Origin of the sequence: Streptococcus sanguinis (genome assembly GCF_900475275.1) — a bacterium.
GTDB lineage: Bacteria > Bacillota > Bacilli > Lactobacillales > Streptococcaceae > Streptococcus > Streptococcus sanguinis_N.
The window spans coordinates 1,210,554-1,231,739 of sequence record NZ_LS483364.1; the positions used below are offsets into that span (position 1 = coordinate 1,210,554).

Genomic DNA, 21,186 nt, shown 5'->3' on the forward strand with positions numbered 1-21,186 from the left:
ACGACTTTCTTTCCTATGGTGGAATTCTTATTTGTCAGATGACATTTCGGATGAATCTTTCATGTCATCCTTCATGCTTGAATCGCTTGATTTCATATCATCTTTCATATCAGACTTATTGTCAGACATCATAGAAGAATCCTTCATATCATCCTTTTTCATTTTATCATCAGACATGCTGGAGTCTTTCATATCCTCCTTCTTCATGTCGTCTTTTTTCATATCGTCTTTCTTCATCATACTGCTGTCATCCGTCTTCTTCATATCAGAATCTGATTTTTGATTAGAGCAGGCAGCTAGGACAAAGATACTAAGTGCAGCGATTGTAAGTGTAGTGATTTTTTTCATGATGTGTCTCCTTTAATTATATAATTTTTATCCAAATAATGATGCTAAAACGTTTAGATTTCCAAGCATTAGCAAAATTCCCATGAGAATGATGAGTGCTCCGCCGATTTTCTTAAGCGTTCCCATATAAGGTTTGAGTTTTGCAAAGCGCTTTACTACCCAGCCAGAAGCCATAGCCATAGCTAGAAAAGGAAGGGCTAATCCCAATGTATAAACCAACATAAGCAAGCCTCCCTGAAGAGCGCCGTTACCGCCAGAAGCTGCAATTGCTAAAACAGAACTCAGAACAGGTCCTACACAGGGCGTCCAACCAAAGCTAAAGGTGATACCTAAGAGAAAGGCGTTAAGGAAATCACTTCTTTTACTATTCTTTTTAAGTTGGATGCTCTTTTGCTTTTGCAGTTGCTGGATATTAATGATTCCCATCTGATGGATTCCCAGTAGAATGACAATCCCACCAAGAACGTAGCGAAACCAAGGGGCATAGAGGACTTGCCCCAAAGCACCAGCTCCATAGCCCAAAACTAAGAATACAGTTGATAAGCCAGCTATAAAGCAGAGAGTCTTAGCTAGACCATACCAGGAAACGTCTCTTCCCATAAACCGAACCGTTTTCGGCTGATCCGAATCCAGCAAAATCCCCACATAGACTGGCATAAGTGGTAAAATACAGGGCGAGAAAAAAGATAGAATCCCCGCCAGAAAAACAGAAATAAAGAACAAAAAACTTGTTGCCATTTCAAAAACCTCTCTATCAATTTCTGACTCTAGTATAAAATAAAAATCCCCCTAAAAATAGGGAGATAGATTTGAAAAAACTTGAATTTGATGTTATCTTTGCTAAATCAAGAGTTAAAAATGTTTATCACTTATTGTGGATTTATGTTAAGTTGAGAGTAAATGTAAAAGTGCTTCCTAGGCCATACTGGCTTTCGACCGTTATTTCCCCACCCAGCTGATGAGCCAACTCACGTGCAATAGCAAGGCCCAGACCATGCCCACCTGTCTTCATATTTCGAGAAGTTTCCACACGGTAAAGGCGTTTAAAAATCTTATCCAAATTCTCAGGAGAAATACCCCGTCCCTCATCCTTCACACTGATTGTCAAGATTTGCTCAGTTAACTGAGCCACGATCTCAATTTTAGTCCCAGGGTCGGAGTATTTAAAGGCATTATTTAGCAAGTTGAGCAAAATACGGGAAAGTTTATCGTAATGGCTCTTAATTTTCGCTGACTCGGGAGACACTTGAATGTAGATATCCCGCTCCTCCCGCTCAATCAATAGTTGAAATTCACTCATGACCTCAATCAATAGCTGGTCTAGAAAGACTATTTCAGCTTCTCCATCTGATTCTATTTGAGGCTGGGCATTAAGAGTCAAAATATCCAATTCTTCCACCAATTTATTCAAACGCTCTGTCTGACGGCTAATCGTGGTCAAGTAATGAATCTGCTCCTCTTCTTCAATCACTCCATCTAAAATCCCCTCCACAGTCGCCTGAATAGAGGTAATGGGAGTTTTAATATCGTGAGAAAGCTGGGCAATCATCATTCCTTTTTCTCGTTCACTTTCATCAAGCGACTCAAACGTTTCTTGCAAATTATGCGACATATCGTTAAAAGCCTGACCCAACTCTTGAAATTCGATAGGGCCCTTGGAGTCAATCTCTGTACTAAAATCCTTGTCAGCAATATTCTGAGCCTGTTTTTTCAAATGCCGAAGGGAAGAAAATACTGGCGATAAAAGAAAGAGACTGACTGCCGCTCCTATAAAACTAGCAATCAATGTCATTCCAACTAGGAAATAAATCTCACTTTTTACAATCAACATTCGCTGGACTGCCCAGAAAACGAGTAAAATCGTTAGTAGGCTAGAAATTAGGTACCCTACTAGAATGTAACTTTTTAATTTCATTTTCCACCTCGTGATCTTTCCATTTTATACCCAAGACCCCAGACAGTTTTGATGGCAGGAGTGTTTGAACTGGCATACTTGGTCAATTCCTGTCTCAGAGCATGGATATGAACATTAAGTGTATTGGTATCATCTACGAAGTCTTCCTGCCACACCTTCTCGTAAAGCTCCGTCTTTGAAAAACTCTCTCAGGATTACTAGCTAAAATCCAAAGCAGTTCAAAGGACTTCACTGTTAATTCCAACAAACACTCCCCGATACGAGCCTCATGAACCACATGATTCATCATCAAGTCACCGAGCTCAATTTGTTCGATCTCACCTCCACGATGAAGTCGGCGCAAAATATTATTGACTCTTAGAACTAGCTCGCGTGGACTAAAAGGTTTGGCTATAAAATCATCTGCTCCTAAGCTCAACCCGTAAATTTTGTCTTGCTCGCTGGTCTTAGCCGTTGTAAAAAGAAAAGGTTGATCAGGTACTATATACTGAACCTCACTGATAAAGTCATAGCCGTCCATATTTGGCATCATAATATCCGTGATGATCAGGTCAACAGATTTCTTTCTGAAAAGCTCTAATCCCTCCACGCCATCTCGAGCCACTAAAACTTGGTAGCCAGCCTGCACAAGATAGCGCTTTTTGATATCCAGAATATCAATCTCATCATCAACAAGTAAAATTGTCTTTCCCATTGCCAATCTCCTCATAAAAACAGTGTTATACTGGCTTTAGTATAACACTATTTTTAGTAATTTTTAAATAATTTGAACCTTACTTAATCTTTTTGTTTTTCTTTCAAACCTAGAAAGCCAAGAATTCCTGCCAAGGCTAGCCCGAAGAAACCAATTGTTGCTGTAGAAGTCTGGGCTTCACCAGTTTTTGGTAACGAAGGCTTATCATTTTTTTTCACCATATCTGCCATCGGATTAGAAGTGGGATGTTTCTCCTTCAGATCAGCTATACGGTGATCCATTTCCTTCAAACCCATAGCTGTACTCATAGAATCTGTTGTAGAAGGTTTCACATTCATTTGTTCTTGTTGATATGGTTGTGCAGCCATTTCTTTTCCACGAAGCTGAATCGTTACTTGACGAGTTGCGATAAGATTAGTCAAATCTGGTTTACCATCTTTAGCACCATAGACTTTGACAGTCGCTTGGTAAGCATGAGTGCCATTGATGCGAAGTTGGTCAAGAAGGGCTTGTCCGTCTTTACCTGTAGTATTGCCGTTCAAATCCACTTCGTAGAAGTATTGACCTTTTGCCAAGCCTTCAAGCGGCAATAGAGTAGGATTTTTAGCCGAACCATTATCTGACCAAGGAGCCTTGTCAGAAGATTTGAGTAAGAGGCGAGTCAACATACCATCTCCACCGAAAGCTTCATACGGAATAACTTGATTAACACCTGCCAAGAATGGACCAGGAACGTTTGCCTTTTCTAAATAGCTAGCTGGAACATCAATATGGTCTTTAATATTTTTGGTGACTGAGTCTTTGACTGATTCTTTTGAAACAAGGCCATTTAAACTAACAGTTACATTTTTTGTTGCTACAAGATTGGTCGAATCTGGTTTACCATCTTTAGCACCATAGACTTTGACAGTCGCTTGGTAATCATGAGTGCCATTAATACGAAGTTGGTCAAGAAGGGCTTGCCCGTCTTTACCTGTAGTATTGCCGTTCAAATCCACTTCGTAGAAGTATTGACCTTTTGCCAAGCCTTCAAGCGGCAATAGAGCAGGATTTTTAGCCGAACCATTATCTGACCATAGGGCTTTGTCTGAGGCTTTTAACAAGAGGCGAGTCAACATGCCGTCTCCACCGAAAGCTTCATACGGAATAACTTGATTAACACCTGCTAAGAATGGACCAGGAACGTTTGCTTTTTCTAAGTAGCTGGCAGGAACGTCTACTGAGTCCTTAGTATTTTCTTCAACTCCTTTTCTAACTTCATCTGGAGTCGTTACCGATTGAGAAGTAGCCGCTTCACGATCTTGGTTTGAAACTTCAACAAGAGTTGCCTCCGGTTTAGCTTCTTCTTTTTGATTGCTAACTTCTGCCATAGTCTGTTCTTCTTTTGGTTTTACCACTTCTTCCTTAGGAGCTAGGCTAGACTTATCTAGAGAAATAGTTTCATCAACCTCTTCCTTAGGAGCTGACTGATTTGCAGATAGAGCAGAATCCATTTCTTCTTTTAAAGCTGTCTCTGGCAACTTATTCTTTTCTAATAATGACGAATCTTCTTGAAGAACTTTAGTAGGAGTTGAGGTGAGATCATCCGCATGTACGGTATTTGGTTGACCAACTAGCAAAAAGAAACCACTGGCAACAACAACGGAAGCCACACCCACGCTTAAACGACGAATTGACCAGCGGGTATATTTTTGATTTGAATTGAATTTCATAAGATTCTCCTTTAGGTTTTTTTATGACTTTAGTATAATCTCCTAAGATTAAAAATGGTTAAGAAAAAGTTAAAATTTTTCTTAAATCTATCTTATAAAATGATTATATTGTCATATTGATCACAAAAAAACAGCTTGAATTCCTTCGCCATAAATTCCCTACTATAATTGACAATGAGTCAAAAAAATCCACCACATTGTGGCGGATGTCATCTATTAGCTTTCAATCTCGAAACGCTCACTCTTCTGCTTGTTTGGCAAAAAGAGAGAAAGCAGGATTCCAACTAGAGCTGGCACCAACCAAGGCAGGGAAGCCTGAGCAAATGGAAGGGCATTTACCTTATCACTTACCCAAGCGATATGGAACTGCTGCCCAAGAATGCTCGCAAAGGAAATCAAAGTCACTGCTGCCACCGTCAATTGCATACCGATTTTGGACAGTGGCAAGAATTTATTGACAATGACAATCAGAACGATAACAATGGTAATTGGATAGAGAATTTGCAAGACTGGAACAGAATATTGAATAATAGCATTGAGCCCAAGATTGGCAATCACAAACCCAATCAAAGTAAAGACTGTTGCGTACACTTTATAAGATAGCTTAGGGAAAGTTTTATGAAAGAATTCCCCAGTCGATACAATAAGTCCTGCTGTTGTTGTGAAGCAAGTCACAGTAACCATAGCTGCAAGGAAAATCTGTGCTGTAGGTCCAAAGATAGCCTGTGTCGCCTGCGATAGGACATAAACACCTGGATTGCCTTTGGCAATAATCTCAGCTGGAACTGGGAAATGATTGCCTAGAAAAGCCAAACCGATATACATGGCGCTAAAGCCCAGCGCTACCATCAAACCAACAACCCAGATGGTTGAAATATATTCCTTTTTATTCTTGAAACCAAGCTGGTTAAGAGTTGTTACAGCAATTACGCTGAAAGCCACGGAAGCCAAGGCATCCAAAGTATTATAACCTTCCAAGAACCCTTGCCCAAAAGCTGACGCAGAATAAGCTTGCGAAGCCTGCTGATGTGTCGTTGTTCCGTATTTCAAAGCTCCTAGAATGACTAAGATAATAATCAAAACTGCAAAGACAGGCGTCAGAATACGTCCAATCCGATCCAAAATCTTAGATGGATTCAAAGAAATCAGATAAGCCGCCGCAAAGTAAAGTGTCGTGAAAACAATCAATCCGATACCTGTCATATTTTTAGACAGCATAGGAGAGATACCAACTTCATAGGCCACCGTCGCAGTCCGTGGGATAGCAAAAAAGGGTCCGATTGACAGATACAAGGCTACAAGATAGACAATAGCGAACCAAGGCGCAATCTTCTGAGAAATCTCGTGGATATAGCCCTTAGGATTGAGAGTTCCGATAATCAAAGTCAGCACAGCAAGCCCAACCCCAGACAGGACAAATCCTGCAATAGCTGACCAAAAATGCTGGCCAGATAATGTTCCAAGTGAAGGCGGGAAAATCAAGTTTCCGGCACCGAAAAATATTCCAAATAAGAGCAAGCCTGTCAAAGCACCTTTTTTAATCACGGGAATCTCCTTTAAATTTTTTCATGCTTTATCATTATATACGGAAATAGCCCGCTCCGCAAGGCTTTTAACTTTTCACGGTAAGTTGGTTTAAAAAACGAAATAAATCGAAATATTTTTGAAGATTTTTAGCAAATTCCTGACTTATCCACAGATTTAAGGCTTATTTTAAAGTAAGATAAATAAATTTGTTTTAAATCGCATAATTTACCAACCTCTCTTTATTTTTTTTGATGGTTCACTTTCTTTAAACAGATATACTCAACTATTGCTGAATGCGAGAAAAATACAATATTGTCCTTCCTGATCCAAAACAAAATAAAAGAGATTTTTCATAGTAAAAAGGTTGAGATAGGAAGTCTCAACCTTTTAAAAATGGCTATAAATCATTTAGCATTCTTTACACATCGCTAAATCTTCGGTACTTAATTTCGAATTCAAAGAAGTTCTTCTCTTGTAGCATATGGAAAATATCTCGATAAGCCTCCTCATCAAAATGATGTCCTAAATACAGGATTTCAAAGCTTAATCCTTCATATTCCAGAAAGGCATTAGTCGTTTGGAAGCCATTACGCTTATAGAAGTCCATACGCGCTTGACGTTGCTCTAGATTGTCACATTCTTCATCGACACGTTCCACCTCTAGAACCATGGTTTTTTGATAAAACTCTGTCAGCTTATGAATAATCTCTCCCCCATAGCCATGGCTGCGAAGGTGCGGCATAATCGCAAAGAAGCTGACATAGAACATTTTTTCGTTATAAACTGCAAAAGCAAAACCAACAAATTCGTCCTCATTGTAGAAGGCAAAGAAATGAGACCGTTCATCATTGGTATAGCGGAGAAATTCGCTGATAGGTACCCTTTCCTCTATAGGAAAAGCCTCGCGGTTTAAAGCCTCAACCTTATCCAAATCGGGAAATTCTGCTGTAATAATTTGACTAGTTAAAGACATTGCTACCTCACTTTGCTTATATTCTAGCAGTTGTCAAAAAATATAGCAAGCATTATCAGGCTTCTTCTGCTTTTTTAGAAAATTGGCTCTGATAAAGGTCATAATAAAATCCTTTATCAGCCAATAGGCTCTCATGATTGCCTTGTTCGATAATCTGACCATCCTTGAGCACCAAAATCTTATCCGCTTCCTGAATGGTCGATAGTCGGTGAGCAATGACAAAACTAGTCCTGCCCTGCATGAGTGTTTTCATAGCCTTCTGAATCAAGAGCTCCAGCCGTGTATCGACAGATGAGGTCGCTTCATCCAAAATCAGAATCTTAGGATTGGCCAAAAGAGCCCTCGCAATCGTAAGTAACTGCTTCTGCCCCAGCGAGATATTGCTGGATTCTTGATTCATTTCCATATTGTAGCCGCCTGGTAGGGTTCGGATAAAGCGGTCCACATTAGCTGCCTTGGCCGCTTCTACAATTTCTTCATCAGTGGCTTGCAGATTGCCAAAGCGAAGATTTTCCTTGATGGTGCCTTCATAAAGCCAGACATCCTGTAGCACCATACCGAACTGTTTACGGTAATCCTGACGGGACAGATGTCGTATGTCATGCCCATCAACTGTAATCGCACCTCTAGTTACATCGTAGAAACGCATGAGCAAGTTAATCAGCGTGGTTTTACCAGCACCAGTCGGACCTACAATAGCCACCATTTCTCCAGGTTTGACTTCCAGATTGAAATTCCGAATGAGCGGCTTGTCTGCTACATACTGGAAGTTCACATCCTTGAAGCTAACCTGACCTGTCAGATCTTGATCCAGCTTTTCTGTCTCATCATTGACTTCGTCTGCTTCATCCAGCACTTGGAAAATTCGGTCCAAAGAAGACTTGGCACTCTGCAGCTGACCAGCCAGCTGAGTCAGGTTTTGAATGGGCTGGTTAATCTGCCAGACATACTGAACAAATGCCTGCATATTCCCGACTGTCAAGCGCCCAGCAATAACCTGAAGACCGCCCAGCAGAGCCAGCAAGAGATAGGTCAGATCTGAAATAACATTCAAAACAGGCATCATCAAACCAGAGATAAAGCTGGCTTTAAAACCTACTTTCTGCAGTTTTTGCGTAATTTGTCGAAAATCCTCCTGCGAACTTTCTTCTCTGACATAGAGCTTCAAGATATTAAAACCAGTCAAATTCTCCTGAACAAAGCCATTCATAGCTCCCAGTGCATCTGCCTGCTGTTTAAAGTACGGCTGGGATTTCTTCACGATAAAGCGAGCACTAAGGTAGGTAATTGGAATCGAAACTACCACAATGATACCTAACTGCAGATTAAGCACCAATACCATGAAGATGACCAAGATTAGAGTAAAGACTGCGTTGATAACCTGCAGAAAGGACTGCTGCAAGGCATTGGAAACAGCTTCGACATCGCTGGTAAAACGCCCCAGCAAGTCACCAAACTGGTGCTTATCAAAGTAAGAAACGGGAATACGATTAATCTTATGACTAAGTTCATCTCGCAAGTCACGAATGGTAGCCTGCACTGCATTGGTCATAAAGTAATTAGAATAGTAAGAACCGATTTCATAAAAAATCGCCCGCACAAAATACAAGACCATAACCCAGCCAACATAGGACACATTAATCTGGGCACCAGCCACACCTTTAGCCATATCCAGTAAATTATTTGTCAGTTCAGTAATGGCTAGACCTAAGACAAAGGGCTCGACGACACTCATAACGACGCTGAGGTTTTTGAGGAAAATCGCAAAGGCGACTGCAAATTTATAAACTTTTAGGTAGCTCCATAAACGAGCAAAAGTAGATGTGTTTTTCATATCAGTCTCCTTTCTATTTCTCTGTCCAAGCTTGATTTTTCAGCTGCGAATCCGCAATCTCACGATAGATATCATTGGTTTCCATCAGCTCTTCATGCTTCCCGCGTCCAACGATTTCACCCTGATCCAGAACAATAATTTGGTCAGCATCCATGATGGTTCCCACCCGCTGGGCTACAATCAGCACCGTTGCCTGACCTGTCACTTCCTTGAGGCGACGACGAAGCACCGCATCTGTCTTATAATCCAGAGCAGAAAAAGAGTCATCAAAGATATAAATATCCGGCTTTTTGACCACCGCGCGAGCGATAGAGAGCCGCTGCTTCTGCCCTCCGGATAGATTGCTGCCTCCCTCGGCCAGATGAGTCTCAAAACGCTCTTCCCGACTCTCGATGAAGTCCTTGGCTTGAGCCACCTCAGCTGCCTGACTCAGCTCTTCTTGGCTGGCTTCTTCCTTTCCATAGCGCAGGTTTGCTGCGATAGTTCCGGTAAATAGCAGAGCCTTCTGCGGAATAAAGCCAATCTTCTGACGCAAAGCTTTCAGATTGTACTCACGGACGTCCACACCGTCCACTAAAATCTTACCTAGTGTTACATCGTAAAAGCGCGGAATCAGCTGCACCAGTGTAGACTTACCAGAACCAGTTGAACCGATAAAGGCAATAGTCTCACCCGGTTTAGCCTTGAAGGAAATATTATGCAGTACAGGACTCTCCGTCTCACCTGGATAAGCGAAGGTTACATTGTCAAACTCCAGATAACCCTGCGTATCTGTCTCGGTTACACCATCTTCATTAGGATTGATGGAAATGGGCATGTCCATGACTTCCTTGAGCCGCTGGCTCGATACCGCTGTCCGAGGATACATAGTAAAGAGATTGGCCAAGAAGAGGAAGGACAGCAGGGCGTGAAAGCTGTATTCGATAAAGGCAACAAGATTTCCGATTTCAAGACTTCCATCCCGCAAAGGATCTAGGGCAAACCAGACAATGGCCACAATCATCGCAATAATAATCTGCACAAAGAGTGGCTCTGTCAGACCGGTCAGCTTAAAGAGCTTATTGGAGTTTTGCGCATAGACCTCATTTTCATCAGAAAAACGCTTCTCTTGAAATTCTTCTCTTGCAAAAGCTCGAATAACGCGTAGACCAGTCAGATTTTCCCTTACATACTGATTAATCTTATCAAGAGTCTTCTGCTGCTTTTCAGACAAGGGCTTGGTTTTAACCGCTACATAAATGACCACGACAGCCAAGAAAGGCACTGAAACAGCTACAATCCAGGCCAGAGACGGACTGGTCAGAAAAATCATGAGAATACTGGACAGCATCATCATGGGAGTAATGACACCCATTTTCAGAGTTTGCTCTGCAAACTGCATAAGAACAAAAGCATCCGAGGTCAAGCGCGTGACTAAAGAGGATACACCGATTTGCTCATACTCATGATGAGAATACTCTTGCAGCTTAGCATAGAGATCATTGCGCATGTCCTGCACCATGGTCGTCGTTAGCTTCCCAGCCGCATAAGCCAAAACAATTCGCCCCAGCACTCCTAAGATAATAACGCCAAACATCACCCAAGCCCAGAAAAAGAGCCGATCTGTCTGCTTAGGATTGATTCCCTCATCAATCATCCGAGCCAGTACCGTTGGCAACCCTAGATTGACAATCACAAAAAAGATTGCCGCAACAAAGTCCAAGACCAGCCACTTAGGATATCTCTTCAAATAAGACCAAATGTATAACATAAGTCCTCCTTCACTATCTATTCAAAAATAACTCACTCTAAAGCACCCTAGTGCTTTCTAAACACAGAAAAGAGCGCGCAAATGCACGCTTTAATACAAATATTATAACAAAAATATGAAGTAGGGTAAAGGTCATTTCAGACTTGGAACTTTGCAGACTATTTGACAGTTCAAACCAATCACTTCTGGTTTTCAAAGATTGATGTTCTGAAATCATTGGTTTGATCGAGGTAAGCTTTGAAGACTGCTTTTTTAAGCTTATGGACAGCACTGTTATATTCTGGTTTATAGCCGCTCCAAGAATACCAATTATCATTTGCATCTTTGAGTACGGCTTCATCCATCAATGCCTGCAACTCTCCCACGGTACTTATAGTCTTAGTAGCATAACTTGTCCATGGTTGTCTCGTATCATCAAATGTGACCTTATTCAAGCTGTCGAACTTGTTTTTACGTTCTTCATACATAGCTTTCTTAAACTCTGTCCAATTATTAAACTGACCATTGAAGACCTTGCGTAAAACCAAGTCATCAGTTACCAGACCTCTGGTCTTACCATAGATACTGATTGTTTTCCCGTTTTGCTTAGCATCATCTTCATACTGATTAGAGATATAAGGGACCATGCCTTCTTTGAAGCCCTTGGCTGCCAGAAGTTCATAAGCCATACGCCGTCCCATAAGATCTCCAGGCGTTCCTTTTTCACTGCTTAATGCCGAATAAATAGGAGAGAAAAGCTTAATCGTATGGTAGCCATTTCTTTCTACGTCACCATTTTTGTACTCACGCGCTGAAAGAATATCATTTTCAATGAGACTGTCGAATGAGTTTAATTTTTGCGCATCCGCCATTGTAATATTTTTTATCACATTCGTTGCGTAAACATCATTCCCATCCGCATCTCGGACATATTTATTCTCAATCTTCCTCAGAGCATTCACTTTCTGCACATCAGACAGATGATTCACGATTGACATTCCTTCTAGATATTCCAACATATAAATGACGTCAAACATGTTATGAACATAGTTTTTCAGATCATCCGCGTTTTGGAAACGTTTAGTTGGATCCAAGACTTGCAAACGAGATTTTTCTGTCGCATCATTCTTGTCATATTTGAGAATTGAGTTGACCGTGATTGTCGCATCATCTGGATGATCCGGTGCTTGCAACAAGCCCTTGGCGAAGAATTCAGGACCAAGTCCGCTTCTTCTTCCATATCCGCCTAAATAGATCTCATTATCAGAATCATGCGTCATTTCATGGGTATAGGTAATGGCTCCGTCCTTGTCCAGCATCCGATAGCCCATGTAGTAAACACTATCACCAGTAGCATAGGCACCATGCTTATTGTGTACAACCTTGTTTCCAACCGGTCCAAAGAAATACTTCATAGCTGGATTAGAACTGTCAAATTGCGCCTCCGCTGTAGCCTTGCCGACAGTAGTATCATCTCCAAACTTATAGGCGTCATAGACCAAGATATTTCGATAGAGCTTTTCACGGCTCTGCTCGTCTAATATTCTATACCAATAATCATAATGGTCGCGTTGACGTTTTGCGGTTTCTTGGGCATTATCCTCAACAAACTTATTGAGTTCTGCTCCTGCTCTATGCTCATTATTTCTATATCTGTCATAGGCACCAAAACCCAGACTGGATATAGTCGAGATGACAAAGACAGATCTTTCAGGCATTGTCAGCAAAGGTAGGACCATATTTCGGTATTTCCAAGTGTCGCTAGTAATTCGATCATATACCCCGATAGAATACTTGCTGCCAACCTGCTCTTGTTTGACCCTCACCTCATCAATAGCTGATTTTTCTTCAACGATATAAGCCTTGGTTTGCTCTTTGAACCATTGATTATTTGTTTTGTTTGGTAAAAATACTTCTCGGTAATTGGCAAGCGTGCTGAACAAATCTTGTGATGCATTATTGTTTGCTAAGCTGATGCTATAGGCATCTACGTTGTTCTTGGCCAGAAGATTGTTATAGCCAGATTTACCTAATTCAATGATCGTGTCTAGTGGTGATACGTTGCCCTTACCAAAGAAATCCATGTGGTACATGACTAAGTCTTTGATATTCACGTCACCATAGTTAAAGTTGTACCAGCGCTCTAAATAGGTCAAACCTAGAAGCAAGGCTTCCTTGTTGCGTTTGATTTTATCAACGACATAACCATTAATCGTTTGATTTTCGCTGGCAATGACTGCATCGGCAGACAAAAGTTTTTCCAGTGTATTTGCTAGATTTTCCTTGGTTTTAGCAAACTGCTCTTCTAAGTATAATTCCGTTAATGAAACTCCTGAAGAAATACCTAGGGTGTTTCTGATAGCCTCTGACTGATAATCGACCGCTCTCAAATCAGGCAAAACTTCATTGATGATTGAACTATGACTATGCAAGAATTGATTTGGCGTATAGATGAGACCTGTATCTCCCACACGGTATTCAGCTACCTTACTAAAGTCAGATTGGTAGGTGAGATCTAGCTTTTCAGATGAATGATCTTTATAATGAATCAAGAGCTTATTAGCTGCCTCTTTATGCGAAGCGATATCTGTAATCACTTGATTATCCTTCATCATGACTGCAGATAAGATTTCTTTTTCATACAAGGCGCTATCTTCTTTTACTAGATTACCGTATTTGACAATGGTTGCCTTATTATAAAACGGCAGTAGTTTTTCTATATTCTTATATGCTAAAGCTCGACTGGCTTGATAGCCTTCAACCTTAGAAAAATCGCTTTCTTTATTAGTTCTAGTCAGTAAGGTTTCAACAGTCGGTACAGCAAGAGAGTTGATTTCAGATTTCTTACTTGCGATTTGAGAAGCATCAAGGATTGTTCCTCTCTCTTCGAGAGATTCCTTGGTGACAACTTCATCTTTCTCAAGAGCCACTTTGTAGACTCTGTTATCTTTGTTGCTATATGAGTCAGTTATCCTCATCCCTTGATAGTGATAGCCACTAATCGCATTCCCGTTCATAACGTTGACATCACTAAGAATATTATGCAATCTTCCAGCATGTCTTTCTTCGCTAGAATCTCTATCCCACAAGTAGCCAGCCACACCAGCAACGCTTCCAAAGCGTTTCACATTATTAATGTTGCCCTCGGCATAACTATTGCTGATAAGCGCATCTTTCTCGACAAGACCTGCAAGACCGCCGACAGTTTGGTTTGTGCTATCCGCATTTGACGAGATGGTAATCGTAGCTTTTGATTTGTCGACCAGTGCATTGATGCCAGTCAGTTGACCTACTAATCCTCCGATATTGTATGGAGACCTCGTTTCATAGGAGTTGACAATTCTTCCCTTGAAACTGCTGTTCGTAATCTTAGAATTATCAGCCTTCCACACCAAGCCACCAATGCCACGTTCACCAGCCAGAACACCGTCTACATGGACATTGTTAATCCTTGTTGCATTATTCGCTTCATTTGCAAGGGCTCCAATATCAGTTTTCCCTGAGATATTTACATCTTTAAGAGCCAGATTTTCTACAGTAGCAGCGCTTAACGTATCAAATAAAGGCTTCTTCAAATTATAAATAGCATAATTTTTTCCGTCTTTGCTGCCAAAGAGCTTACCAGTAAATCTACCCTTTATATAACTGCTAGCGCCATTTTCTAGTTCGACCTCGTTGGCATTCAGACTAGCACCTAAATAATAGGTTCCACTGAGATCGTTATTTATAGCTTGAACCAAGTTACTAAAGGAAGTAAAGTTTGTGACTTCTCTCTCTGCCTTTTTAGCTAGATAGAAAGTAAAATTGTCCTCGTACTTATTGTCAACGTCCTGTTTTAATTTTTCAGCACTTGCTGTAATTTTATAAACCGGCTGGCCATCTTTCGTGCTATCGACTATTGAAGAAATCGGCAAGAAGACATCTTTAAATTTAGATGATTTCACCTTCACAAAATAATTCTCTTGATTGGTTGGAATGGCATCCAGAGAAACGTGCTGTTTGTATTTTCCATCAGTTAGACTATACAATTCCACATCAGATACATTTCTTAACTCGATATTCTTTTCTGGTCCTTGCTTCTGCTCTTTTGGCTCTTGAGCTTTTTCAGCAGGATTTTCCGCTTCTGGCGCTGCTGGTTCGATGTTTCCAGTATACTCTTGCGGAGGTTCTACCTGCTCAGGCTCAACAATCGCTCCTGCTTGAGATCCTGTGTATTCAGGTAAAGAAGGCACTTGCTCAGGTTCAACGATTGCTCCTGCTTGAACATCTGTATACTCTAGCAATGGAGTAACTTGTTCGGGTGCTACTACTGCACCGGATTGAACTCCTGTATATTCAGGTAATGGAGTAACTTGCTCAGGTTCGACTATGGCCCCTGATTGGACGCCTGTATACTCCGGCAACGGAGTCACTTGTGCAGGTTCAACAATCGCACCGGCATGCGTTCCTGTGTATTCAGATAAAGGCGTCATTTGCTCAGATTCGACTATTGCACCAGATTGAACACCAGTGTATTCAGGCAATGAAGTCACTTGCTCAGGTTCGACTATCGCACCAGATTGAACACCTCCAATCTCCGGTTCAATTTGTTCAGGCTCAATGATGGCTCCAGATAATGTACCTGTATACTCAGGTAAGGAAGCGACCTGCTCAGGCTCAACGATTGCACCGGATTGGACGCCTGTATACTCTGGTAAGGGAGCGACTTGCTCGGGTGCCACCAAGTTAGAAGCTACTGGTTTGTCGCTAGGCGCGTCAAGTTTTTTAGTACCTTTTTCCACTATTTTAGGAGACGCTTCCTCTATTTTTGTCGAAAGAACTTCCCTAGAAACTTCCGCATTATCTACCGTAAAAATTCGGACGGCTTCGATTTTACGGCCTGGTTTGCCTTCTTGTTTTACTCTTACAGTACCTTCAGCTAAATCCGGATTTTCTTGTATCTGTTCTTCATAGGCTATCTCAGTTTCAACGGCCTCTTCTTTGTATAATAGTTCAGGCTTAGCTACTCGGCCAGACAAGACTTCATCTTGAGGCTCAATTGTATTGACGCCAAGCGTTTGATTTTTCAGCCCATTCTTATCAAAAGAAACTGAATAATCTAGTTTCCTATTTTGGTTTAAAGTTTCTTTATCCAGATTAGCATTCTGCTGATTGTCAAGAATCTTATTGTCTAATAATTTTTTAATTGATTCATCTTTTATGTAGCCAAGGTAAGTATAGCCCGAAATTTCACCTGGTAACGGCAGACTTTCCCCAGCCGACACTTGATATTCGGCATTATACTGCAGCAAGATCCCATTTTCCAGTGCATCTACGGATAGTATCAATCCTCCTCCGACACCAGCACCCACAAAAACAGTCAGTAGGAACTTGCTTTGAACCTTTCTTTTTGACACAACAAAAACAACCAATCCTATCGTCGTAAATAGCCCAGTCGTCATCATAGTATTGGAATTGTTATTATCGCCTGTATTCGGTAAGGTTTTTGCTCCAGAATTTGAGTTTAACCTGTAGACAAGATAGTAAGTCTCCTCGTTGCCTTCTGACATTTTAGGAAATCCACTTACAATCAACTCCTTTTCTTGCGGAGTTATTTCAGTATCTGTCACGTATTTATAGTGTACATTCAACTTTTCCTGTGCTTGGACAGAGTCAACCCCAACGATAGAAACAAAAAACAAACTAGAAATAGCAGCCGAAATAAGCCCGACAGCTAATTTCCTAAAAGCAAACCGAGTTTGCTTCTCCCCAAAAAACTTTTTCATAAAATCCCTTTCAAATTATTCTAAAAAGAATAATAAATCCTTTAACCAGAGAATGAGCAACAGTAAGCCATTGCATTCATTCATCTGAATCCCCCTAACAAAAATCTCCTAATCTACAATCTCATATAACTTTTATTTTATTCATAATATCTCCTAAATCGCAATAATCTGTCTAAATTATATCATAGAATCCTATTTTTGGTTAGCGTTTTAACATAAAAATGATTTTTGGATACAAAAAAACCAAGTCTTTCGACTTGGTTGATTTCTATGATTGGAAACTCTATTATTTAAGAGTAACTGAAGCTCCAGCTTCTTCCAATTTAGCTTTAAGTTCTTCAGCTTCTGCTGCAGCAACGCCTTCTTTGATAACGTTTGGTGCACCATCAACAAGTTCTTTAGCTTCTTTAAGGCCAAGACCAGTGATTTCACGTACAACTTTGATAACGCCGACTTTCTTGTCGCCAGCAGCAGTCAATTCGATATCGAATGAATCTTTAGCAGCAGCAGCTTCACCAGCGCCAGCAGCAGCTACAGCTACAGGAGCAGCTGCAGTTACACCAAATTCTTCTTCGATAGCTTTTACAAGGTCGTTCAATTCAAGGATTGAAGCTTCTTTAATTTCAGCAATAATGTTTTCAATGTTCAATGCCATTGTTATTTCCTCCAAATAATTTTTAAATTTATAATATTTTTTCGTAGCTAGGCTACGCTGCGTAGCTTAAGATTAAGCTGCGTCTTCTTTGTTGTCTGCAACTGCTTTGACAGCAAGTGCAACGTTGCGAACTGGCGCTTGAAGTACAGAAAGGAGCATAGAAAGAAGTCCTTCGCGGTTTGGAAGAGTTGCAAGTGCAAGAATCTCTTCTTTTGATGCGACAGCGCCTTCAATTGCACCACCTTTGATTTCAAGTGCATCAGCGTTCTTAGCAAAGTCGTTCAAGATTTTCGCTGGAGCAACAACATCTTCGTTAGAAAATGCTACTGCAGATGGTCCAACAAAAACAGATGCCAGGTCTTCAAGTCCAGCTTTTTCAGCTGCACGACGCAAGATTGAGTTTTTGATAACTTTGTACTCAACTTCGCTTCCACGAAGCTCACGACGAAGAACTGTATCTTGCTCAACAGTCAAACCACGAGCGTCAACAACGACGATAGATGCAGCAGCTTTCATTTTCTCAGCAACTGCGTCAACCAGTTCCGCTTTTTTAGCAATAATAGCTTCACTCATTTAGTGTTTCACCTCCGTAATTATTTTGCTTGGGGATTTTTCCAAAAGAAAAACGCGCCCAAACCTAGACACGAAAGTACAATACGCTTCTTTTTACATGATACGTTTTGTCCTCGGTAGGATCTTTATGAGTCGAGCTCCCCTACTGTCTTAGGCAGTTTTTTCAAACCATTGATAATTATAGCAAAAGAAAAAAAAGATTGCAAGCTTTTTATACAATCTTTTTAAATTTAGTCATTATTTTCTGCAAATTTCTTACTTGACTAATATCTACTTCTTTCCCTTAGTCGTATGTTTCGAGTTCAATATAATCAAAGTTCTCTCTTATATAATCAAATAAGGCGTCTTTATGAGCTTTCTGATTCATTCCAATAAACTTTCGCAACTCATCTGTCCGGAGTTCAGATTCACTGCCATCAAGGTACCATGCAGAAAAATGAACTCGTCTTACCTCACGAAAACGGGAAAGACGAAAAACAGACGCCTTCATAAATGCACCTATCTTAGAGCATTCTGGTAGGTAGGCAATATCAAATGTCCTGTAACAAATGAGATGATCGCCATAAACCAAAACTTGCAAATCTTTGTCAAGGTAGTCCGCATCGTTGAGATAGTCCCAGCTATCTTCAAGCTCAGGGTAACAACCTCTCAATTCCTGAATATTGCTGTTTAACAGAAGATTATTTTTTATCATTCTATAGATAGACTCGACTAAACTCATATGGATCCAAATAAAGAAAAGAATAAACATAAAATTATCACGAATCATATCTAGCCAAAATGATAATCCTTCTTTTAATGTATAATAAATAAAACTACACGAATATAAACCAAAGAAGATAGCACTTATTACTGGACCAATCATCATCAAAATTCTAGCTTTTAGCGGCGAAAACTTAATCCTTTTTCCCATTTCCCTCAGCTCCTCCTAAACTCAATTCTTTATCTCCTTTTATATAGCATTCCTCCTTTTGTGTATGTAACTTTGTTTATCATAGAAAAAATTTATTTCAGTAGTTTTATGGCATATTAGGAAAAGTCTTCTTAAGCAGATTTCTGCTTTCTTCATCGGCAGGCAGCCAGCCATCATTGAAAACACGATCTTTTATCCAAAAACGATTATAGAAAAAAGTCCAAAAGAAATTAAAGGCTGTTCCAGTTGGCTTTAACAAATCTTCTGGAATGAAAAGCACAGCAATAACAAGCAAAGCGCAGAAAGAACCTAAAATAATACCAAAGTATTTCCAGTCTTTTCGAAAAAGTGGTACAAAAAAACTAAATAGTAACGTTGTAATAGAGTAGGATGGTGACAAGGTTTTGACTTTGCTTCCATCTGGTGACTGAATAGTGATCTTATTCATAACATCTCCTTTTGATTGCATAATATACCAAATTAATTTAACAAACTTTGATATATCTGTCAACTTTTTTGCTTAGATATTAGAGATTGATAGCCGACGAACATAAAAAAAGAGACTAGAAAGTTAGTCAAAGATCGTACTAGAGAACTGAATGGAATTGACTTCTTTGTTTGAATTAGACCTTTGAAGTGTAAAATCCAAATATTTTTTCAAAAAAATACAGCCCTAAGGCTGCATTCTAATCTACGTAATTTTCTTCCTTCTTATTAAACCAAGCGTATGGCAAACCTATGAGTAGACCACCACCGATGAGATTACCGATAAAGGTTACGCCCCAGTGGCGTAGGATATTTCCAATACCAAAATTTTGCACTTCCGCTGCTGCTGAGCTGAATTTCACGATAGCAAAGGAAGCAAAGTTGGCTGCCAAGTGTTCGTTAGTCAGGAATACAAACATATAAATGGCTGATATAACTAAGAAAAGCTTAGCTGTACTATCCTTGACCAGAACGAAGGAAAGAATAGCGATATTAACAAAGATATTGGCCAAGACTCCCTCGAGCAGAATCAGCTCATTTGATCGAGCAAGCTTCATCTGCACAACACCAGAAATGAAACTATCTTTGCTAAGTCCCGCATAAGCAGCCGAGTTAGCAAAGAGCCAGCCGGCAATCAAGGCGCCAATCAGATTGAAAAAGGTACAATAAAGCAAAATCATCAAGGCTTTTTTCCAGTCAATCTTCTTCAAAAAGGTACCAGCAGTCAGAAACATCATGTTGGAAGTCACTAACTCTGCATTTAGAAAGACAATGTAAGCCAATCCCCAAGCAAAGATGAAAGGAAAGAGAAAACGCCCAGTTCCTGGAACAATCTTATTCGTCAAATCTGCCGCAATAGCTCCAGCACCAGTACTAAAGGTTAGGAAAGCTCCGGCAAAGATGGAACGAACAGCGTACTTGGCCTTGCTTGTATCAAACAAAGCTTCTTTCTTGCGGCAAGCTGCTTCAATTTTAGGGATAAATGTCGATTCAGGCATAAAAAATTCTCCTATTAATTTAAACTATGTATAGTATATCACAAAGTTCTTTCTTTTGATAGCGTTTTCGAGAACCTTTTTAAATTTTCTAAAAAAGGATTGAAAATCTATTTTCAACCCTTAAATCCTTTTGATAACTGAGCAATATCTTCTGGCTGTGTTCGGCAGCAACCACCAAAAAGACGCACTCCTTGCTCTTGCCAAAGTTTACTATTTTCCAGCAAGCTCCGCTCCTGCTCTGGATCGTCATGCCAAGTCTTGGTCAAGCCATTATAAGTTTCGCCAGAGTTTGGATAGGTCAGAAAAGGTTTGTTGCACACTTGTCCAAGCCCATCTAATAATGGAGCAATTAAATGTGGAGCTGTACAGTTAAAACCAACTGACAAGACTTGTGGGCTTTCTTGAGCCAAGTTTCCTAATTCCTCAATCTTAGTGCCATCTGATATAGCATTCTCCGACTGGGCGACAAAGGACAAATAAGCCTCAGCTTGCGGAAATTCCTCAGCTAAAAGTCGGAGGATTGCTGCCGCTTCTGCCCCATTTGGAATCGTTTCAATAGCTAACAAGTCACTCCCAGCTTCCAATAAAGCTTGGATACGCGGACGGTGGAAATCTCGAAATTCTTCCTCACTCAGCTGGTAGTCTCCCGTATACTCGGAACCATCAGCTAAATAGGCAGCATAAGGCCCTACCGAGCCTGCAACCAGAGGATAAGGTCTCTGTTTCTGCTCTTCTGGAGATAAGACTTGCCAGGTATTTTCGATTGCCTTCCGTGCTAAGAAGACTGTCTCTTTTAAAAGATTATAAGCCTTTTCAGTAGTTAGTCCTGCCTCTATAAATGCTGGAATGCTAGCCTGATAACTGGACGTAGTGATGATGTCACTGCCAGCTCTTACATAGCTTTCATGCATATCTTGAATAATCTGAGGCTGGTCTAATAGGTATTGAGCGGACCAAAGCTTACCAGATACATCATAACCCAGGCTTTCCAACTCTGTACCTAAGGCTCCATCTAAAATAATAATTTCTTGCTTGTCAAGCAAATCTTTAAATTTTCCCATGAA

General features: G+C 40.4%; 15 protein-coding genes, 1 pseudogene and 1 other annotated feature. All 16 genes and pseudogenes read right to left on the bottom strand.

All coding sequences use genetic code 11. The features are described 5' to 3' along the window. Positions 1–27 precede the first annotated feature (27 nt). The gene (locus DQM55_RS06260) at positions 28–348 is read right to left on the bottom strand and encodes a hypothetical protein (RefSeq protein ID WP_111675849.1); all 321 of its coding nucleotides are present in this window, start codon (positions 346–348) and stop codon (positions 28–30) included. Between the two features lie 27 nt (positions 349–375). After that, positions 376–1,086: a thiol-disulfide oxidoreductase-associated membrane protein CcdA2 gene (gene ccdA2 / locus DQM55_RS06265; protein ID WP_111675850.1), complete on the bottom strand. Its 711-nt coding sequence runs from the start codon at positions 1,084–1,086 to the stop codon at positions 376–378. Between the two features lie 142 nt (positions 1,087–1,228). Continuing rightward, on the bottom strand, positions 1,229–2,263 hold the full coding sequence (locus tag DQM55_RS06270) for a HAMP domain-containing sensor histidine kinase (protein WP_002933807.1): 1,035 nt from the start codon (positions 2,261–2,263) through the stop codon (positions 1,229–1,231). Next, positions 2,260–2,957 (bottom strand): annotated as a pseudogene (locus DQM55_RS06275) (response regulator transcription factor). Before DQM55_RS06275 ends, DQM55_RS06270 begins: the two are co-directional and overlap by 4 nt. Positions 2,958–3,040: 83 nt before the next feature. Continuing rightward, positions 3,041–4,669 (bottom strand): SSURE domain-containing protein, encoded by a 1,629-nt coding sequence (locus DQM55_RS06280; RefSeq protein ID WP_111675851.1) that lies wholly within the window; start codon positions 4,667–4,669, stop codon positions 3,041–3,043. Between the two features lie 216 nt (positions 4,670–4,885). Further along, positions 4,886–6,214 carry a branched-chain amino acid transport system II carrier protein gene (gene brnQ, locus DQM55_RS06285; RefSeq protein ID WP_111675852.1) on the bottom strand — a complete coding sequence of 443 codons (1,329 nt, stop codon included), beginning with the start codon at positions 6,212–6,214 and terminating at the stop codon, positions 4,886–4,888. A 400-nt stretch (positions 6,215–6,614) separates the two neighbouring features. Then, the gene (locus DQM55_RS06290) at positions 6,615–7,169 is read right to left on the bottom strand and encodes a GNAT family N-acetyltransferase (RefSeq protein WP_111675853.1); all 555 of its coding nucleotides are present in this window, start codon (positions 7,167–7,169) and stop codon (positions 6,615–6,617) included. 55 nt (positions 7,170–7,224) lie between these two features. Further along, a complete protein-coding gene (locus DQM55_RS06295; RefSeq protein ID WP_111675854.1) occupies positions 7,225–9,003 on the bottom strand; it encodes an ABC transporter ATP-binding protein in 1,779 nt (592 codons plus the stop codon). Between the two features lie 13 nt (positions 9,004–9,016). Beyond that, entirely contained in the window at positions 9,017–10,753 is a 1,737-nt protein-coding gene (locus tag DQM55_RS06300) for an ABC transporter ATP-binding protein (protein WP_101771322.1), read from the bottom strand. Positions 10,754–10,932: 179 nt separating this feature from the next. Further along, positions 10,933–16,497 carry a ZmpA/ZmpB/ZmpC family metallo-endopeptidase gene (locus DQM55_RS06310; protein WP_111675855.1) on the bottom strand — a complete coding sequence of 1,855 codons (5,565 nt, stop codon included), beginning with the start codon at positions 16,495–16,497 and terminating at the stop codon, positions 10,933–10,935. Positions 16,498–16,783: 286 nt separating this feature from the next. After that, a complete protein-coding gene (gene rplL / locus DQM55_RS06315; protein ID WP_002900419.1) occupies positions 16,784–17,152 on the bottom strand; it encodes a 50S ribosomal protein L7/L12 in 369 nt (122 codons plus the stop codon). A 72-nt stretch (positions 17,153–17,224) separates the two neighbouring features. Beyond that, entirely contained in the window at positions 17,225–17,725 is a 501-nt protein-coding gene (rplJ, locus tag DQM55_RS06320) for a 50S ribosomal protein L10 (RefSeq protein WP_002897628.1), read from the bottom strand. Positions 17,726–17,762: 37 nt separating this feature from the next. Next, positions 17,763–17,898: a sequence feature (ribosomal protein L10 leader region), on the bottom strand. Between the two features lie 110 nt (positions 17,899–18,008). Continuing rightward, positions 18,009–18,638 (bottom strand): hypothetical protein, encoded by a 630-nt coding sequence (locus DQM55_RS06330; RefSeq protein WP_111675856.1) that lies wholly within the window; start codon positions 18,636–18,638, stop codon positions 18,009–18,011. Between the two features lie 106 nt (positions 18,639–18,744). Beyond that, the gene (locus DQM55_RS06335; protein ID WP_032911987.1) at positions 18,745–19,086 is read right to left on the bottom strand and encodes a hypothetical protein; all 342 of its coding nucleotides are present in this window, start codon (positions 19,084–19,086) and stop codon (positions 18,745–18,747) included. A gap of 238 nt (positions 19,087–19,324) precedes the next feature. Beyond that, positions 19,325–20,122, bottom strand: a complete 798-nt coding sequence (locus tag DQM55_RS06340) for a formate/nitrite transporter family protein (protein ID WP_111675857.1) — start codon at positions 20,120–20,122, stop codon at positions 19,325–19,327. A 113-nt stretch (positions 20,123–20,235) separates the two neighbouring features. Continuing rightward, positions 20,236–21,183 (bottom strand): homocysteine S-methyltransferase, encoded by a 948-nt coding sequence (gene mmuM / locus DQM55_RS06345; RefSeq protein WP_111675858.1) that lies wholly within the window; start codon positions 21,181–21,183, stop codon positions 20,236–20,238. Positions 21,184–21,186: the final 3 nt, after the last annotated feature.

Coding starts and splice junctions, on each gene's coding strand:
- rplJ (WP_002897628.1), bottom strand. CDS start 17,725: ATGAGTGAAGCTATTATTGCTAAAAAAGCGGAACTGGTTGACGCAGTT.
- rplL (WP_002900419.1), bottom strand. CDS start 17,152: ATGGCATTGAACATTGAAAACATTATTGCTGAAATTAAAGAAGCTTCA.
- DQM55_RS06295 (WP_111675854.1), bottom strand. CDS start 9,003: ATGAAAAACACATCTACTTTTGCTCGTTTATGGAGCTACCTAAAAGTT.
- DQM55_RS06300 (WP_101771322.1), bottom strand. CDS start 10,753: ATGTTATACATTTGGTCTTATTTGAAGAGATATCCTAAGTGGCTGGTC.
- mmuM (WP_111675858.1), bottom strand. CDS start 21,183: ATGGGAAAATTTAAAGATTTGCTTGACAAGCAAGAAATTATTATTTTA.
- ccdA2 (WP_111675850.1), bottom strand. CDS start 1,086: ATGGCAACAAGTTTTTTGTTCTTTATTTCTGTTTTTCTGGCGGGGATT.
- DQM55_RS06330 (WP_111675856.1), bottom strand. CDS start 18,638: ATGGGAAAAAGGATTAAGTTTTCGCCGCTAAAAGCTAGAATTTTGATG.
- DQM55_RS06260 (WP_111675849.1), bottom strand. CDS start 348: ATGAAAAAAATCACTACACTTACAATCGCTGCACTTAGTATCTTTGTC.
- DQM55_RS06290 (WP_111675853.1), bottom strand. CDS start 7,169: ATGTCTTTAACTAGTCAAATTATTACAGCAGAATTTCCCGATTTGGAT.
- DQM55_RS06310 (WP_111675855.1), bottom strand. CDS start 16,497: ATGAAAAAGTTTTTTGGGGAGAAGCAAACTCGGTTTGCTTTTAGGAAA.
- DQM55_RS06335 (WP_032911987.1), bottom strand. CDS start 19,086: ATGAATAAGATCACTATTCAGTCACCAGATGGAAGCAAAGTCAAAACC.
- DQM55_RS06270 (WP_002933807.1), bottom strand. CDS start 2,263: ATGAAATTAAAAAGTTACATTCTAGTAGGGTACCTAATTTCTAGCCTA.
- DQM55_RS06340 (WP_111675857.1), bottom strand. CDS start 20,122: ATGCCTGAATCGACATTTATCCCTAAAATTGAAGCAGCTTGCCGCAAG.
- DQM55_RS06280 (WP_111675851.1), bottom strand. CDS start 4,669: ATGAAATTCAATTCAAATCAAAAATATACCCGCTGGTCAATTCGTCGT.